Origin of the sequence: Coleofasciculus sp. E1-EBD-02, assembly GCF_040218245.1 — a bacterium.
GTDB lineage: Bacteria > Cyanobacteriota > Cyanobacteriia > Cyanobacteriales > Coleofasciculaceae > Coleofasciculus.
The window spans coordinates 1-17,532 of record NZ_JAVJQN010000109.1 but is presented as its reverse complement, the minus strand read 5'-3'; the positions used below and the strand labels follow the sequence as shown (position 1 = coordinate 17,532).

13 protein-coding genes and 1 CRISPR repeat array are annotated in these 17,532 nt (G+C 45.6%); of the genes, 7 read left to right on the top strand and 6 right to left on the bottom strand.

The window, feature by feature from the left end; genetic code table 11:
• Positions 1 to 72: 72 nt before the first annotated feature.
• From mfd to RIC07_RS17565, 3 genes are all read left to right on the top strand, one after another.
• Complete coding sequence (gene mfd / locus RIC07_RS17575) at positions 73 to 3,666, top strand: transcription-repair coupling factor (RefSeq protein WP_446395659.1); 3,594 nt, start codon at positions 73 to 75, stop codon at positions 3,664 to 3,666.
• A gap of 160 nt (positions 3,667 to 3,826) precedes the next feature.
• Positions 3,827 to 4,459, top strand: coding sequence for an AAA family ATPase (locus RIC07_RS17570; protein ID WP_446395658.1), 633 nt, complete (start codon positions 3,827 to 3,829; stop codon positions 4,457 to 4,459).
• Complete coding sequence (locus tag RIC07_RS17565; RefSeq protein WP_446395657.1) at positions 4,459 to 5,100, top strand: hypothetical protein; 642 nt, start codon at positions 4,459 to 4,461, stop codon at positions 5,098 to 5,100. Before RIC07_RS17570 ends, RIC07_RS17565 begins: the two co-directional genes overlap by 1 nt.
• Positions 5,101 to 5,585: 485 nt before the next feature.
• A CRISPR array of direct repeats spans positions 5,586 to 6,139; the repeat unit is 35 nt; unit sequence TTTCCATCCCCTTTCGGGGAAGTGTGTTTGGAAAG.
• Positions 6,140 to 6,416: 277 nt separating this feature from the next.
• Here RIC07_RS17565 and wecB read toward each other — a convergent pair.
• Entirely contained in the window at positions 6,417 to 7,529 is a 1,113-nt protein-coding gene (wecB, locus tag RIC07_RS17560; RefSeq protein ID WP_446395656.1) for a non-hydrolyzing UDP-N-acetylglucosamine 2-epimerase, read from the bottom strand.
• Between the two features lie 205 nt (positions 7,530 to 7,734).
• Positions 7,735 to 8,865, bottom strand: coding sequence for an ADP-ribosylglycohydrolase family protein (locus RIC07_RS17555; protein WP_446395655.1), 1,131 nt, complete (start codon positions 8,863 to 8,865; stop codon positions 7,735 to 7,737).
• 266 nt (positions 8,866 to 9,131) lie between these two features.
• On the opposite strand from RIC07_RS17555, the gene RIC07_RS17550 reads away from it, so the two are divergent.
• From RIC07_RS17550 to RIC07_RS17535, 4 genes are all read left to right on the top strand, one after another.
• Positions 9,132 to 10,061 carry an alpha/beta hydrolase gene (locus tag RIC07_RS17550; protein WP_446395654.1) on the top strand — a complete coding sequence of 310 codons (930 nt, stop codon included), beginning with the start codon at positions 9,132 to 9,134 and terminating at the stop codon, positions 10,059 to 10,061.
• A 108-nt stretch (positions 10,062 to 10,169) separates the two neighbouring features.
• Positions 10,170 to 10,886, top strand: coding sequence for a DUF2259 domain-containing protein (locus RIC07_RS17545; protein WP_446395653.1), 717 nt, complete (start codon positions 10,170 to 10,172; stop codon positions 10,884 to 10,886).
• A 678-nt stretch (positions 10,887 to 11,564) separates the two neighbouring features.
• The gene (gene msrP / locus RIC07_RS17540) at positions 11,565 to 12,560 is read left to right on the top strand and encodes a protein-methionine-sulfoxide reductase catalytic subunit MsrP (RefSeq protein ID WP_446395652.1); all 996 of its coding nucleotides are present in this window, start codon (positions 11,565 to 11,567) and stop codon (positions 12,558 to 12,560) included.
• Positions 12,561 to 12,626: 66 nt separating this feature from the next.
• Complete coding sequence (locus RIC07_RS17535; protein WP_446395651.1) at positions 12,627 to 13,244, top strand: hypothetical protein; 618 nt, start codon at positions 12,627 to 12,629, stop codon at positions 13,242 to 13,244.
• 315 nt (positions 13,245 to 13,559) lie between these two features.
• On the opposite strand, the gene RIC07_RS17530 is transcribed toward RIC07_RS17535, so the two are convergent.
• The 4 genes from RIC07_RS17530 to RIC07_RS17515 form a co-directional block, all read right to left on the bottom strand.
• Complete coding sequence (locus tag RIC07_RS17530) at positions 13,560 to 14,156, bottom strand: RloB family protein (protein ID WP_446381944.1); 597 nt, start codon at positions 14,154 to 14,156, stop codon at positions 13,560 to 13,562.
• On the bottom strand, positions 14,157 to 15,548 hold the full coding sequence (locus RIC07_RS17525; RefSeq protein WP_446395650.1) for an AAA family ATPase: 1,392 nt from the start codon (positions 15,546 to 15,548) through the stop codon (positions 14,157 to 14,159).
• Positions 15,549 to 15,873: 325 nt separating this feature from the next.
• Entirely contained in the window at positions 15,874 to 17,229 is a 1,356-nt protein-coding gene (locus RIC07_RS17520; protein ID WP_446395649.1) for an inorganic phosphate transporter, read from the bottom strand.
• Between the two features lie 3 nt (positions 17,230 to 17,232).
• On the bottom strand, positions 17,233 to 17,493 hold the full coding sequence (locus tag RIC07_RS17515; RefSeq protein ID WP_446395648.1) for a hypothetical protein: 261 nt from the start codon (positions 17,491 to 17,493) through the stop codon (positions 17,233 to 17,235).
• Positions 17,494 to 17,532: the final 39 nt, after the last annotated feature.

Genomic DNA, 17,532 nt, shown 5'->3' with positions numbered 1-17,532 from the left:
AAGGCTTCTACAATGAGATAAGCCGATGGATGGCGGCTTGGGTTGTCTATTTCTAATAACGTGCGGTGAATCATGGCATTCTCTTCTATCATTCGGACTCTGGAGCGATCGCCCCTGACGGGTGAACTCCTCTCTAAACTGAATCGTCAGTCGTCTTTACACCTGAATGGGATTGCCCGTCTACCTAAGGGATTAGTCTCATCTGCCATCGCCCAAGCCGCCGGGCGCAATCTTTTGGTGATCTGCGCCACGTTGGAGGAAGCCAGTCGCTGGGCGGTGCAACTGGAAGCCATGAACTGGCAAACGGTTCATTTATATCCCACCTCAGAAGCGTCACCCTACGAACCTTTTGACCCAGAATCGGAAATGACTTGGGGACAAATGCAGGTATTAGCCGATTTGGTGATTGATCATTCGTCAAATCCTGATCAGGGTAACCCACAAACTTCAACGGACAATGGACAGACAAAGCCCAACGGACAACTGGCAATTGTCGCCACTCATGCGGCACTCCAACCCCATTTACCACCAGTCGCCGCCTTTGCATCCTACTGCCTGACAATCAACCGAGGCGTAAGTTGGGATACGAAAGAAATCGATAAACAATTAGCACGCTTGGGTTATGATCGAGTGCCACTGGTTGAAATGGAAGGTCAGTGGAGTCGGCGCGGTGATATTGTGGATATTTTCCCGGTTGCTGCCGAATTACCCGTGCGTTTGGAGTGGTTCGGGGATGAACTCGAACAATTGCGCGAATTTGACCCCGCGACCCAACGCTCTCTAGATAAAATTGAGCAACTGGTACTCACCCCTACTGATTTTAGCCCCATTATTACTGATGCCCTCAGTGATACCCAAGCCCAACAGGTGGAAATCCATCTACAGGAAGAGGAACAGGCACTCTGGCAAGCGGGGGGACATCTGGAAGGGAGTCGTCGCTTCTTGGGGATTGCGTTTGATCAACCTGCTTCTGTGTTGGAGTATTTGTCCGATAATACGGTTATTGCTATTGATGAACCTGAACAATGTCGCGCTCATTGCGATCGCTGGGTGGAACATGCTCAAGATCATTTAGATACGTTAGCCCATCCTCTTCCCCCTCTGCATCGTCAATATGCTGAATTATTCAACACGCAAACCGCAGTCAGGGCGGGTGTTGATGAAACGTTATCATCAACATCAAAACAACAATCCCTAAACCCGCCCCTACACACCCAAACCTTACTCTATTTATCGGAACTAGCAGAAGCGACAAATGAGACGGCGGTGAATTTAGCCAGCCGCCCGATTCCCGCCACACCCCACCAATTTGCCAAACTTGCAGAAATTGTCCGCCGTGAACGCGATCGCAAGTTTTCGGTTTGGCTGGTTTCGGCTCAACCGAGTCGTTCGGTGTCTCTGTTACAGGAACATGATTGTCCCGCCCAGTTTGTTCCCAATCCCCGCGATTATCCGGCGATTGATAAACTACAAAGCCAGAAAACACCTGTGGCGGTAAAATATTCCGGATTAGCGGAATTGGAAGGCTTTATCCTGCCCACATTCCGCTTGGTTGTAATTAGCGATCGCGAGTTTTTTGGACAGCATACGCTCGCCACTCCCAGTTATGTGCGGAAGCGACGCCGTGCGGCATCCAAACAAGTTGACCCGAATAAGTTAACTCCTGGGGATTATGTGGTGCATAAAAACCACGGAATTGGTCAATTTGTCAAGCTAGAAAGTCTCACTCTTAACCATCAAACCCGTGAATATTTAGTCATCAAATATGCCGATGGCTTATTACGAGTTGCCGCCGATCAGGTAGGGGTTTTATCACGCTATCGCCGTGCCGATAGCCGTGCGCCGCAACTGAATAAAATGTCCAGCAAAGCCTGGGAAAAGACCAAAAATCGGGTTCGCAAAACCATTAAAAAACTGGCAGTTGATTTACTTAAACTCTATGCCCAACGTAGTCAACGATCCGGTTATGCCTTTCCCGAAGATTCATCCTGGCAAGACGAATTAGAGGAATCCTTCCCCTACCAACCCACGCCCGACCAACTCAAAGCCGTGCAAGACGTAAAGCGAGATTTAGAGAGCGATCGCCCCATGGATCGCTTGGTTTGTGGGGATGTGGGGTTTGGTAAAACTGAGGTAGCTTTGCGGGCAATTTTTAAAGTGATTACCTCTGGCAAACAAGTCGCCTTTCTCGCCCCGACAACCATTCTTACCCAACAACATTACCACACCCTAAAAGAACGCTTTGCCCCCTATCCGATTCATGTGGGATTACTCAACCGTTTCCGCACCGCCCAGGAACGGAAAGAAATTCAGCGCCGCCTTTCTACTGGAGAACTAGATGTCGTTGTTGGCACCCATCAACTCTTAGGCAAAAGCGTCAAATTCCGCGACTTAGGCATGTTAGTCGTCGATGAAGAACAGCGCTTTGGCGTGAATCAAAAGGAGAAAATTAAAACCCTAAAAACACAAGTTGATGTCCTCACCTTAACCGCCACACCGATTCCCCGTACCTTATATATGTCCCTCTCTGGTGTGCGGGAAATGAGTTTAATTACCACTCCCCCTCCCTCTCGGCGTTCGATTAAAACCCATTTAGCCCCCTATAATCCAGAAGCCGTTCGCACGGCAATTCGCACCGAATTAGATCGCGGCGGACAGGTGTTTTATGTAGTTCCCCGTGTCGAGGGAATTGAAGAAGTCGCCACGAAACTGCGGGAAATGATACCTAGCGCGAGACTGGCAATTGCCCATGGACAAATGCCCGAAGGGGAATTAGAAGCCACCATGCTTACTTTTAGTAGCGGGGAAGCGGATATCCTGATTTGTACCACAATTATTGAATCCGGGTTAGATATTCCCCGTGTGAATACTATCCTGATTGAAGACGCCCAGCGCTTTGGGTTAGCCCAACTCTACCAACTGCGGGGGCGAGTCGGGCGTTCCGGCGTACAGGCACACGCTTGGTTATTTTATCCCAAACAAGAAACCCTATCTGACGCCGCCCGCAAGCGATTACGGGCGATTCAGGAGTTTACCCAATTGGGTTCTGGGTATCAACTGGCGACGCGGGATATGGAAATCCGAGGCGTGGGAAATCTCCTCGGGGCGGAACAGTCGGGACAAATGGATGTGATTGGCTTTGATTTGTATATGGAAATGTTACAAGAAGCCATTCGCGAGATTCAGGGACAAGAAATTCCCCAAGTGGATGATACCCAAATTGACTTAAATCTTACCGCCTTTATCCCGGCTGATTATATTCCTGATTTGGATCAAAAGATGAGTGCCTATCGGACAGTAGCGGCGGCGAATTCTCGGTCTGAATTAGTCCAAATTGCCGCAGATTGGCATGATCGCTATGGTCCTTTACCCGCACCCGTTGAACAATTATTGCGGATTGTGGAACTGAAGCAGGTGGCGAAATCTCTCGGATTTAGTCGGATTAAACCAGAGGGTAAACAGCACATCGCCCTAGAAACGCCCATGGAGGAACCCGCCTGGAAGCTATTGAAAGAGAACCTACCCGAACATTTGCGATCGCGCTTTGTCTATTCTCCTGGTAAAGTAACAGTACGGGGATTAGGGGTTCTCAAAGCCAATAAACAGTTAGAGAATTTAATTGACTGGTTAAGCAAAATGCGAGGAGCCTTACCGGAAGCGGTATAAATGTTGAATGTGTAGGGGCGGGTTTAGGAAATCACGTTTCGCTATTGATGATAACGTTTGTACAAAACCCGCCCTGACCATAAGACGTAGCTTGCTTCTCGCTTCGCGAGTATGACATAAGACAAATGACATAAGACAAATGACGAATGACAAATGACGAATGACCAATATAATCGCTATTATTAATGGAAAGGGAGGTGTTGGCAAAACCACAACCTCAGTCAACTTAGCCGCCGTACTTGCGGAAAAAAAACAGGTTTTGTTAGTAGATACTGATCCTCAAGGTTCAGCCAGTTGGTGGGTAGAACGAAGTGAGGGAGAAATCAGGTTTGATATCGCCCAAGAAACCAATCCTCAACTCTTGAGTCGTCTACAAACCTTGAAAGATTACGAAATAGCCGTTGTGGATACACCCCCCGCCCTGCGTTCAGACGCCTTGACTGCTGTAGTCGCGATCGCAGATTATATTATTTTACCCACACCTCCGGCACCGATGGACTTAGCGGTTTTAATGGAAACAGTACGGCGTGCGATCGCACCAGTAGGAACCACCCATCGGGTATTGTTAACTCGGGTAGATTCTCGCAGTCGTCGGGAAGCGTTAGAGGCGCAAACCACACTCCGAGAACTCGGTGTTCCCGCATTCCGAACCTTTATTCGGACATACAAAGCCCACGAACGCGCCGCATTGCAGGGGATACCGATTACTCAATTGGGCGGAGAAAATGCCCGTGAAGCCCAAGCTGATTATCGCCGGGTGGCGGATGAACTACACCATCATTGGGGGTGCTAATGACCAAAAAGAAGTTAACTGATTTGCTGCGGGAAGAGGTAGAAAAATCGCCATCTTCCAATCAGCAACCTATTGAAGATACTAACGAACCGAATACAGAAACAGAGGACGAATCAACTATGGCAACCCGCCGAAGAACCAGTACCAGTAAATCTTCAACTCCCACCAAAGCTGACCTTGAAGCTACGGTTGCGGAATTGAGACAGGCACTCGAAGAAGCCCAACAACAAGAAACCACTATCGTTAATTTAAAGGATAGTTTAGCCCAAACGGAGAAACGAGAACAGCAGTTAAAGGAACAAGTTACGGACTTAGAAACCCAATTACAGCATCAGCAAGAATCCGTTGAAAACTTACAAAGTGAGTTAAAGAAACTCGACCATTTAAAGAGTGAATTTGAGGATGCCAAAAAAGCCGCTGTTCAACTCGCTCAAGCCAATGAGAAATTGATGCAAGAAGCGGAGAGTTTGAAACAAGAGAATGAATCGCTTAAAGCCACTCAAAAGCGACCGATAGAACCAACGCCACCCGTTGAAACCAAACGTCCTCCCGCTAGATCTCCCGCCCGCCCTCTCGGACGACCAATTCAAAAGGATAGCGAAAAGCCTGCGGATTTTGCGAATAAGACTTGGTTACTGTGATGGTTTGGTTTTGCCAAGTTCCCATCGTTTAATACCAAATCAGCCTTTATTACCCCCTTTTGCCACGGCGATTGAAATCGCTGCTACACAAACAAAGCCACGGCGATTGAAATCGCTGCTACACAAACAAAGTCCGCCTGCGCGGACTGAGTTATAACAGGGGTAGCTAACCCGGATTTTGTCCCCCGATTAGATCCCCCTTCCGTCTCCCGATTAGATCCCCCTTCCGTCCCCCTTTTTGATCCCCCTCCCGTCCCCCTTTTGATCCCCCTTCCGTCCCCCTTAAAAAGGGGGAGACCAGCAGATGCTTCGCTTTTTTTTGCATGGGGGGAATGGGAAGAGGGGAGCAAGAGAATCCGGTTCCCCTTCTCCCCAGGGTGGGAGAAGGGGTTAGGGGATGAGGGGGAAAATGTCGAGGAGTAGATAGACACAGCTTTAAGGCTGGTGGGCAATGCCCACCCTACGGCATATAAAATTTTCTCTTATTTCCATCCCCTTTCGGGGAAGTGTGTTTGGAAAGTCGAAAACGGGTACAAAGGTAAACGTTAAAATCCAAGAGTTTCCATCCCCTTTCGGGGAAGTGTGTTTGGAAAGCCTCAGGAAATTGAAGAAATTTCCGCGATAAACGGGACAAAAGTTTCCATCCCCTTTCGGGGAAGTGTGTTTGGAAAGTCTACAGAAGGTTCGCTTATTATTTGGACTTGGAGGGTTAAGTTTCCATCCCCTTTCGGGGAAGTGTGTTTGGAAAGATGAAAGACGAATTAAAACTAGTAGCTGTCTGTGTAGCGTTTCCATCCCCTTTCGGGGAAGTGTGTTTGGAAAGTAACTTTTTCTGTACAACACACCGGCGAGTTGGGGTTTCCATCCCCTTTCGGGGAAGTGTGTTTGGAAAGTTTGAGGCATAGTTATGGCTTACGATGACATGTTCGGTTTCCATCCCCTTTCGGGGAAGTGTGTTTGGAAAGACTGACACTTGTGTCAGAGGAGTTTCCGTACTATCATAGTTTCCATCCCCTTTCGGGGAAGTGTGTTTGGAAAGAGTTCGCTCAGGAAACCATACAGGGACTGGGTTTCAGCCGCCGAATCGACACCACCCATAAAATCCCACCTTATCCTGCCCAAAATTGAGCAAAACCTATCGCTCAAACCCTCTCCCAGTCAGGCATCGACACCACTTAACGGAAACTATAGAGTTTCAGCGATTTGCCAACTGGTGTCGATTAGTCGGATCGACAAAATTCCCACATTATGGAATTGTCAAGGTTCTAATCGTAATTAATATACACGAAAACGGCTGAAAACGCCATCCCCGATTGTCACCCCTTGAGCAAATATCCTTTGACAATTGCCAAAATCCGTTCGGCGGCGTAACCATCCCCAAAGGGATTAACAGCAGTAGCCATCACCTGATACGCCTTAGCATCTCCGAGTAATTCACTGGCGACGGCGACAACTTGACTCGGATTCGTTCCCACCAACTTCGCGGTTCCCGCTTCTATCGCCTCTGGGCGTTCCGTAGTTTCCCGCAACACTAACACCGGTTTCCCTAAACTCGGCGCTTCCTCCTGCAATCCCCCCGAATCCGTCAGCAACAGATAACACCGTGCGATCGCGCCCACTAATTCGGCATAATCTAAAGGTTCGGTCAAAAAGACTCGCGGATGATTACCCAAGATTTGTTTCAGGGGTTCTCTAACCGTAGGATTTCGGTGTAACGGTAACAATAACGCCGTATCCGTAAACTGATCCAACAGTTGAATAAAAGCTTGGGCAATATCTTCTAAAGGTTTACCCCAATTTTCTCGCCGATGAACCGTGGCTAACAATACCCGATACTTGTCCCACTCTAATCCCGGAACCGGACATTGGGGTTCCTGCTTAGCTACCGTCAGTAACGCATCAATCACCGTATTTCCCGTCTGGTGAATCTCCCCCACAATCCCCGACGTTTTCAGATTTTCCACCGCCTTAGCTGTCGGTGCAAAATTCAGTTGGGCTAACTGAGAAATCAACCGTCGATTTGCTTCTTCGGGATAAGGATTAAACAAATCATCCGTTCGTAACCCTGCTTCTACATGACCCACAGGAATTTTTTGATAAAATGCCGCTAAAGTCGCCGCAAATGCTGTCGTCGTATCCCCTTGTACAATCACCAACTGTGGGTTAATATCAGCAAATAACGCCTCCAATCCCCGCAAACTTCGACAGGTAATATCGGTCAGCGTTTGCTTGACTTGCATTATTTCTAAATCGCGATCAGCTTTTAGTTGAAATAGCCGCATCACCTGATCCACCATTTCCCGATGTTGACCCGTCAAAATCACCTGAGTCTTAAACAGATCACAGGCTTGAAACTGTTGGATCACGGGTGCAAGTTTAATCGCCTCTGGGCGAGTACCTAATGTAATACAGATTGTTGGTTTATACATAATTCATAAATCATCAGTCAGTCACTTGTAGGGGCGGGTTTAGGAACTCGATTAACTTGTCACCAATAACGTCTCAACAAAACCCGCCCTCCCTCACCAATAACGCCTCAACAAAACCCGCCCTCCCTCACCGATAACGTATCAACAAAACCCACCCTGATTCTGAGATAATTTATGCTTGGTCATGAGAAAACAATTCCATAATTTATGATTCCTGATGATGCCACCAGATCTGATCAGCTGTCTCTAGAACTCTCCAGAGTGTACCATCATCACGTTCAGCCGTTCGACCCAATAGTCCCACTTGCCAGCGTTGAGGTAGGGCGTCTTTTCCATGTAACGCTCCCACCGCCGCTCCGACAATGGCGGCAATGGTATCATTATCCTTGGTATCATTAACCGCTCGCACAATTGCCGCTTCTGGATTATCGGCATATCGCATCAGGATATAAAGAACGCTGGGTATTGTCTCTAAAAGATAAGCACCAGAATACCAGCGATCGCACGCCTCCCGAACTGACAATCCTTGCTGATAAGCTTGACTCACTCGTCGTTCCACAAATTGCCACAGATATCCTCTATCCTCAGTAAAAGTACCACCACGCGGACGATAGGATGAGTCAATCTCCAAATCCTGAGTGAACTGGATATAGGTTTCCAGCCACCAGTTTGGTTCAGGTACAGTTGATCGGGTGAAAAGTTGCCACAGCATTGCCACAAATCCCAAACATGCTGCATTAGATGCCGAGTCGTTATGAGTTAACATAGCAGCCAAAGCTGTATCAACCCAGAGTGCTTTCGTTTGAGAACGCAGATGGGGAATTACGATGGGCGCAATTCGCATCAATGCACCATTTCCCGCCGATTTAAGACCCGATTTAAACCAGGGTAATCCACTTTTGTAATGGCGTAAAAACCCCTTCATCGTTGAGCCGATGCCGAAAATACGTCCCTGAGTAAAGCGCTGCGCCAGACAGTCTGGATTAAGTCCGTGATTCCCATTCAATTCCTCTAACATCCAGATAGCTAATTGGGTATCATCCGAGGGTAAACCAACCGGACGGTAATTGGCATAGCGATTGGGTAAATAGTCCCGAATTTCTCCGTATTGGATTTGGCGTCGTTGCGGTGTTAAACTTTCTGTAGTATTCCCTAACGCATCACCAATGGCTAGTCCTAAGATCATGCCTTCAATCCGATTCCAGTTCATTGCTGGCGGTAAAGGAATCGGTTTCTGTTCAAATAAACGTCCCCAACTTAAGTCAATTTTCTCTGTTCTAAACAGCCAATACAACAGTTGAGTATTGTTATTGAAATTTTGAGGATACTGTGTCATCAATAAGACATCCTATTGTCGGATTGTAGGGGCGGGTTTAGGGACAGAAGTAACTCGTCAAGTGATAACTGAACAACAAAAACCGCCCTGATTATCGTCAAAAACTTGTCCGGATAATAACTAAACAACAAAACCCGCCCTGATTATCGTCAAGAACTTGTCCGGATAATAACCAAACAACAAAACCCGCCCTGATTATCGCCAATAACTGAACAACAAAACCTGCCTTTAATCATCAGTATATCCAATTTAATAGCCAATTAATTATGCCATTGAATGACCAAACCCAACTAATATTAAACCAAATCAAAGAATTAGGACTACCTCCCCTAAATGAACTTGACCCCATCCCGGCGAGAGAACAAGCAGCGCAAGCGGATCAATTTTCCCATAAACCTGAACCTGTCGCCAGAGTAGAGAATCATATCATTCCTGGTTCTACAGTAGATATTCCGATCCGAATTTATACACCAGCCGGAAACCCACCCTTTCCGATTCTGGTATTTTTCCACGGTGGTGGTTGGGTTATCGGTAGCTTGGATGCGGTGGATAGTATCTGTCGCACCTTGGCAAATCAAGCCGATTGTATTGTCGTTTCTGTGGATTACCGTCTCGCACCCGAACATAAATTTCCCGCCGCTGTAGAGGATGCGTATACCGCCACAGAATGGGTGGCTAAAAATGCGGCGTCATTCCATGGTGATCCGAAACGCATTGCTGTTGGTGGAGATAGCGCCGGAGGAAACTTAGCCGCCGTTGTCGCCTTACTGTCACGCGATCGCAATTTCCCCTCCCTAAGTTATCAAGTGCTATTCTATCCCGCAACTCAGTATGGCTTTGACACCGACTCCCATCGGCAAAATGGCAAAGATTACTTGTTAACCACAGAGTTATTAATTTGGTTTTGGCATCATTACCTCCCATCAGCCGCCGACGGACAAAATCCCCAAGCTTCACCCTTACTGGCGGACGATTTGAGTAATTTACCCCCAGCTTTGATTCTCACCGCTGAATATGATCCCCTGCGAGATGAAGGAGAAGCCTATGGGATGCGCTTGCAAAAAGCCGGAGTATCGGTGAGAATGACTCGCTATGATGGTACAATTCACGGCTTTGTTGGCATGGCATACGTTCTAGATCAAGGTCGAGAAGCCCTAGCTGAAGCCGCCGTCGCCCTCCAGTCTCAGTTCCATTAAAAACCCTTACATAAATCTAGCTGGCTTGGCGCTTCACGAGTATGACGAATGACAAATGACAATCCCCGCCGTTAACTTCAATTGTCCCCACCTACTTACCTTCTGGTTATGAAAATAGCATCATTCGTGTCTCCCGCGATCGCAGCCAGTGTGATCCTGTTCCTCAACCCCGGATATGCAGCCATACTCAACACCTCGGTTCGCTTAGCCGGATTCTCCCCGGATAATCGTCATTATATTCATCTAGAAAGTTACCGGGATTCAGTCACAGAAGTTCCCACAGCTCATCTGCAAATTATCAATATCCCCAATAATTCCTGTGTCAGAAATGGTTGTCTGCGAACAGACTATAATCGCGATGCTTACAGTCTCAGCAATCAAGCGGCTGAAAACGACTTGCTGCAAGACACAGTAACCCTCCGACAAGATTTAGGACTAAATCGGCTGAAAGTTGGTATTAAACTTCCTGTCATCGATAGCACCCGTCAGCCAGATGACAGCGAAACTGTTACATTTCGCTTAAACAACCAGCCGTTACAACTGCGTCTAGAACAAAGGCGTATCCCCTCCGTGTTATCGGGAGGCACGTCTCCAGTCGAACGGGCGTCTATGCGCTTAATCATAAACTATCAGAATCAGCGCTTGACTCTGGGTAGTCTGAATAACTATCGAGATGCCGTGAAAGGCTATCGGATACGAGAGGTGCGGCTATCTCCTAACCGTAGTAATATCGTAGTTCTGCTAGATATGCTGAAACCGACTCACGAGGATGTCGTCAAAACCACGTTAGTGCAAAGCTTTTCTTTGCAGCCGTTTGAGAATTAGTCATAGTGAATCCAGACTAGAGTCGCTACTCTCACCAATTTAAAGTTATGTGTCTATAAGTTAGGGAAAGAAAAGAAACATTAAAAAATATTGCAAAGGGTTGTACTTTTCTGAGAGAGTAGTAAATTAGTAATTGAAGCGAAAGAGAAAGCTTCAATGACAGATATTAATGTCACTTGAAAATCCAGAAAGGAGGGAAAGCTAAGACTCTGTTAAATCTAATATCTGTCTTATCCGAGACCAAACTTCTAACAACAACACTCAACGCGAAGACTGATACATCCTCCAACTAGAAATGTAGGGAGCAATGCATCTGAATCACCGAATTTAGAGCAACTCTATTTAGGATTGATTATTGAGAGGAAGTCACTCAGAGAGCAGGTTGAGTGTTGTTGTTATGTATAAGTAGGTTGGGACAATTAAAGTTAAAGGTGGGGGTTGTCATTCGTCATTTGTAAGGGTTTGAGGGTTGTTAATATAACTTCATAAGATTGAGGTGATTTCCACCAACTGATTTCCCTGCTCCTCCAGCTTCCCCAGCTTCCCCTGCTCCCTGTTCCCCCTTCCCTCTCCTCACCCTCAACACTTATTTAGCGTTTGACTGGAAACAGGTTAAGATTTGTATACAGGCGTTCTTTCAATTCACGCCGCTGCATCAGCCGTCAACCTTGTTTCCCAATGACCCTTATCCGCGTTCCCCAATCCTGGGAAATTCCCGAAAACCAAATCACGCCTGAAGCCGTTTACTTCAATCGGCGTCGCTTTCTCAAAACCCTAGTCGGTGCGAGTATTCTCCCCATCCTGGGATGTCAAGCCTCCTCTGACTCGGAAACCAATAAAGCCCTAGCCGCTACCCTCAATCAACCAACGGTCAAATCCCTTAACACCAATCGCGCATTTGCGAATGTTGACCGCCCTATCACCAATGAGTTACTGGCGGGACAATATAATAACTTCTATGAATTTGGCAGTGGCAAATCGATATGGCAAGCCGCCCAAGCCTTACCGACAGATGAGTGGAAGGTTGAAGTCACCGGATTGGTGAAAAATCCCCGCACCTACGATTTAGACGATTTACGCAAAAGATTCCCCCTCGAAGAACGTATCTATCGCTTCCGTTGCGTCGAAGCCTGGTCAATGGTATTGCCATGGCTAGGATTTCCGATGCGATTATTAATGGAAGAGGTGGAACCCACATCTAAAGCCAAATTTGTCCGGTTTACGTCTTTCGATGATCCTCAAATTAGAATCGGTCCAGCGTGGTCATTCAGTGGTAAACTACCGTGGCCCTATACCGAAGGATTAACGATAGAGGAAATGGCGAATGATTTGGCATTTTTTGCCGTGGGGATTTACGGTCATTTTCTGCCGAAACAGCATGGAGCACCAATTCGAGAGGTTGTGCCATGGAAATATGGGTTTAAGGGGGCTAAGTCTATTGTCAAGATTGAATTTGTTGAGACTCAACCCGCGACATTTTGGAATACGTTAATTCCCTCTGAGTACAAGTTTGAGGCAAATGTCAATCCAGATGTGCCGCACCCACGTTGGTCTCAAGCGACGGAAAAGTTTGTTGGTAAAGGACCCAATTTTTCCTGGGAAAGACGGGAAACGCTTCCCTATAACGGGTATGGGGAATATGTAGCACAGTTGTATTCCACCTCCCGCACTTAAATTGGAGAAGAAAGTATCCCCGTCTATGCAAGAGCGGGGAGTGTCAAATAACTCTGAAGGCACATTATGTCTTTTGGTGACTATAGAAAATACTCAGCCGCTGAATTAAAAGCTATCTTTAATATCACACTATTGAAAGACGCTAATTTATTTAGCAACTTTCACCCCACAGATCAGTCTTATCCTGATTTGCAGGTAGCCGTAAAAAAGATGAAGTCTCGCATTAGCCTGTCCAAATCGGATAACGAAGCAACCCGAGGCAGTCTCTTAGTATCTCATATTTTGTGGGAAGCTAGCGACACTTATAATCTCGGTATCTTTTTTGAACCACCCGTTGATATTAATCCAGAGGAAACACCGGGTTTACCTCACCCATTAAATGGCAAATACGATTGCGCTTTAAGTCTTGATGAGATTGATTTTATTTCGCCGATTATTTCAGTCGTCGAAGTAAAAAAAAGTAGTCTATCTGATGGGTTAGGGCAATGTGTCGCGGAAATGTATGCGACGCTAAAGAAGTTCCAGCAAGATCAAGTCTACGGCATTATCACAGATGGGGAAATCTGGTCGTTTTTATTGCTAGAAAACCTGACCCTCTCGGTTAATGAAAATAATTATTACATTAGTAATATTGCCGATATTGTTGACCGGATTGGTTATATCGCCGAAACGTTTAAGGAATAAGCATTCCCTCGAATCAAGTCAATCAAATGGACAATTGTAGGGGCGGGTTTAGGGAGAATGTCACTGACTTAAGCTGGGTTCGTAGTAGGCACTTTAGTGCCAGAAGCGCTAAAGCGCTTACTACAAACTCTAAACTCAGTGGCATTCGGTTTAGGGACTAACGCTAATTAAGAGCCGATAAATGATCAACAAAACCCGCCCTGGCTTAAGAGCCTAAAGAAAAATCCAACGGAAACTGAGGGGAACTATACCCGTAGCAATAATATACGCGATCGCAGCTAAGGGGGCGATAAATTTTTCAGTCTATCGAAATGGCTATTTTTGGCTCAGCTTTTCCACCAATAGATATACGCGAGTACCGACTGAACTGGGAATTTCTTCAGTATTTAATCGTTTAGCATGACGGATTGCTGTTTTAATATGGGGTGTCAATTTGCTCAGATCATAATCACTTTTGTTATATTTATGACCCAGTAATCGGGTTAGTTCTTGTTCACAAAGATGAGCATTATGAGGCGTCTTCGGATTCTCCTGATGCAATAGCAGCCAGAGTTCAAAACATGGATTACTTATAGCAAGGAAATAATTGTCCTTCTGCTTACACTCATTCGCTACAGCTTGAAGCTGTTCTTTGGGACGTTCATCGTCATCAATAACAACCCATAATTCATCCTTTGGCTTTAAGCGGGTTTTTTTAGCATAGTCTTGGAGACGTTGAATTACGGCTTTTGGTGAGGATTTTCCTTTTTTGGTGGGTAGGACTTTAACTTGAATTTTCTTTCGATACTCTACACCATTAAAGAACTCAAAGTATATTTTTTCCGTTTTTTCACCTTCAGTTGCTACAATATAAACCTTCTCTAGTTCACGCTTTGGCGAAGGTCTTTTGAAGGAACGTTTTCCCTTAGACATTTAAACCTCTGAACCTTCAGCTATCCCAGAAGATTGATCTTTGGCTGCACTTAATCGTAACGCACGAACATTTCCCAGAAAAGGAATTGCTCCATATCGACCATAGAGGTAGTCTTTGAGGACATCTTTATCGTAACGGGGTTTAAAATCATGCAAAGAATAAAGATCGGCTGCTCCCGTTTCCGGCTTCTTCTCAACAAACCAGATTTCATCTCGACGCAGTAAATCTAAGTCCAGAATAGTGGTTTCGTGTGTTGTCACAATCAGTTGACTTGGCTTGGTAGCATTCGCCTCATCAAGATGAATACCAACAATCATTCGAGATAGTTTAGGATGCAAACTCCGATCAAATTCATCGACAATAAAAACACGTTCATCTTCTCCTAGGAGTAACTCATGTAACAAAGGGGCGAAATCGATTAATCGCTGGGTTCCATCCGATTCTTCATGAATCTCAAACACAGCTTTTTCATTTCCATTAGAGGTTTGATGAATAGGTACTAATTTCAATACACGAATTTGATCATCTTTTTTAATTGCAGTTAAACGCAATTTGGCTAGTTTCAAGAAAACTCCATCTGCATTCGATAATCCTTCTTTTATAAATTCTAATGCTTCTTCTGAAAGATCAAGATCATCCAGAGCAATTTCCTCAGCTTGAATCGATGTAATCCCAGTATCAGCCTCTCGTAAAACTTTACCCAGAAATTCTGAAAACGCTTCATCTTCATTCATTTGCAGTTCAACTGGAATATATTCTGACATTGGCTCAATAATTGTCAAAACTTTACGAAACCAATCATAAGCGGCTCTAAAATATTTAACATTTCTTTCAATACTTTCACGTAAAAATAGTTGATTGGGTCGCGTACCTTTACCAACAAACTGGAGAAACAAATTTTCTTCGCTGCTAATTTTGTCAGCAAATTCCCCAAATTCTAGCTGTGCATTACCATTCTTATCTGTAGTGCGACGAAAAAGCAGTGTATCAGCTCGGCGCGTAAACGTTTGCAGCCATTCAGTGTGAATAAACTGAGAATCTAATTCAAATCCATATTCATACATTTGCCTCCCCATCTTGAATTCAATTTCAAACCGAGCAGGGCGATGGAGACAATCCTGATTGAGGCGAAAACGTTGGACGGGAATTTTAGCTTCTGGCTTTAGCCCATGCACAACCATATTCTGAGCAAACTTAATTACTTTGACCAAATTTGATTTACCAGAAGCATTAGCACCATATATAGCAGCGAAACGGGTTAAACTAACTTCACTTCTCTTCTTTGTCCGAAAAACCTGATGAGCATGAATCCTTTGTAAGGATGGAATCATGCTGAACTCAATTTGCTCCTGGAAAGACAATATATTTTCTGCACGAAAACGAATTAGCATAGTGAGTACCCATCCGGGCAAAAATATCTTTCTCTGACACAAGCTATGCCTGATTATAGTATATTATGTATTTCAATAGAGATATTTTCTCTTTCCTGGTCAGGATGGGTGTGTAGAAGGCTTGGCATAACAACCCCAATACACACTCTTGCCATAGCACCTGTTTGCCCCACGGCTAAATCGGCTACAACACCAGCGCTACCGATAATGATAATCCACCCAAGACTATTAAATGCGGTGAGTCGAACCTTATTCTTACCAAAAATGGACTAAGGCTAATTAAGAGCCGATAAATGATCAACAAAACCCGCCCTTGTTTAAGAGCCTAAAGAAAAATCCCACGTAAACTAATAAAGATAATCGCCCCTAAACTAGCGGCAGCAGGTAGCGTAATCAACCAAGCCAGAGCAATGGATTTAAGGGTTTGAAAGCGAACCGTGCGCCAATTTTGAATCAATCCAATACCCACAATACCACCAACTAAAGCATGAGACGTTGAAACCGGAAAACCAAAGCGGGAGGCGAGTAAAACAGTTGTAGCTGTGGCAATTTCGGCACAAAATCCACTACTGGGTTGTAAAGGGATAATATTTTCCCCAACGGTAGTAATCACCTTTTTACCCCAAACAGCTAATCCTGCAACGATACCAGCACCACCAATGAGGAGAATCCACAACGGAATATTAAATGCGGTGAGTGGAACCGTACCCGTTGCAACAATATACGCGATCGCAGCTAAGGGAGCGATCGCATTCCCGACATCGTTGGAACCGTGAGCAAATGCCACAAAGCAAGCGCTGATAACTTGAAACCGCGCCAGTTGTTGCTCAATCGCTGAGGGAAAGGGAGACACAGCATTAGGGGGTGGGGCAATATTCGCTTCAATTTCCGCTTCTCCAGTTGCCCAGCGGCGAATAGATTGAACTTTCGATTCTTCAGGATTAACAGGTAGAATTAAGGGGCTACGTTCCAACTGACGCCAACTAATCAGACTCAGGACAATAGCCGCAATCGAAACTGTAATAATCGGTAAATCATGGGTAGGAATGGGCAAAGCATCAAATAGCGGACGATTAAATAAACTTGGCATGACAATCGCGCCAAAGATACTCAAAAGAATCGCACTTAGCCAAGGAATCCATTCTCGTAGCTGAACCATCGGATTCCTTTGCCTTAAAATTGACGTATTGATAATACTATAAAATCCGGCGGCTAAACTACCACTAACAACAGGTGTAATAATCCAGGTTAACGAAATACGCCCCAAGGTTCCCCAATCTACCGCTTGCACCCCAATCGCCACCCAACAAAATCCGGCGATCGCGCCAACTACAGCATGAGATGATGCGACAGGTAATCCGAGACTGGTAGCAATTTGTAACCATAAACCACAAGCCAGTAATACAGACATCATCCCCAGTAGTAACACCTGTGGCGTTTGGGCAAATAACGTTGGATCAATCACTCTCGTTGCTAACGTTGTCGCCACCCCTTGACCAAATAAAACCGCACCCGTAAACTCCAAAATACCTGCAATAATTAGCGCTTGCCGTAGAGTAACCGCTTTTGAGCCAACTGACGTTCCCATGGAATTCGCTACATCATTGGCACCTAGATTCCAAGCGACATAGAAGGCAAGAATGGCAGTTAAACTGAGTTGAATTAGAGCTATTGAAATCACTCGTTATTCCTTATTTGTGATAATGTCCTGCATGGCTTGCCGATGGTAGTTATAGGATGGCTTAGAGAAACAAACAAAAATCACTTGTTCGATGGTTGTCTTTTCTTCCAAAACGTTTGCCGCATTGACAATCGCATCGACGCTTAACTGAGTGATATCCCCTTCAACATATTCGCGGGAATCCTCGCCCTCAACTCTCGTAGGGCGAGGAGGTATAGCGGGATGCCGGAAGAATGGAGGCATCCAATTTTTTACGCTACACATAAGCCGTTATTTCTCTTAATTAACTCGACTTTGCTAGGA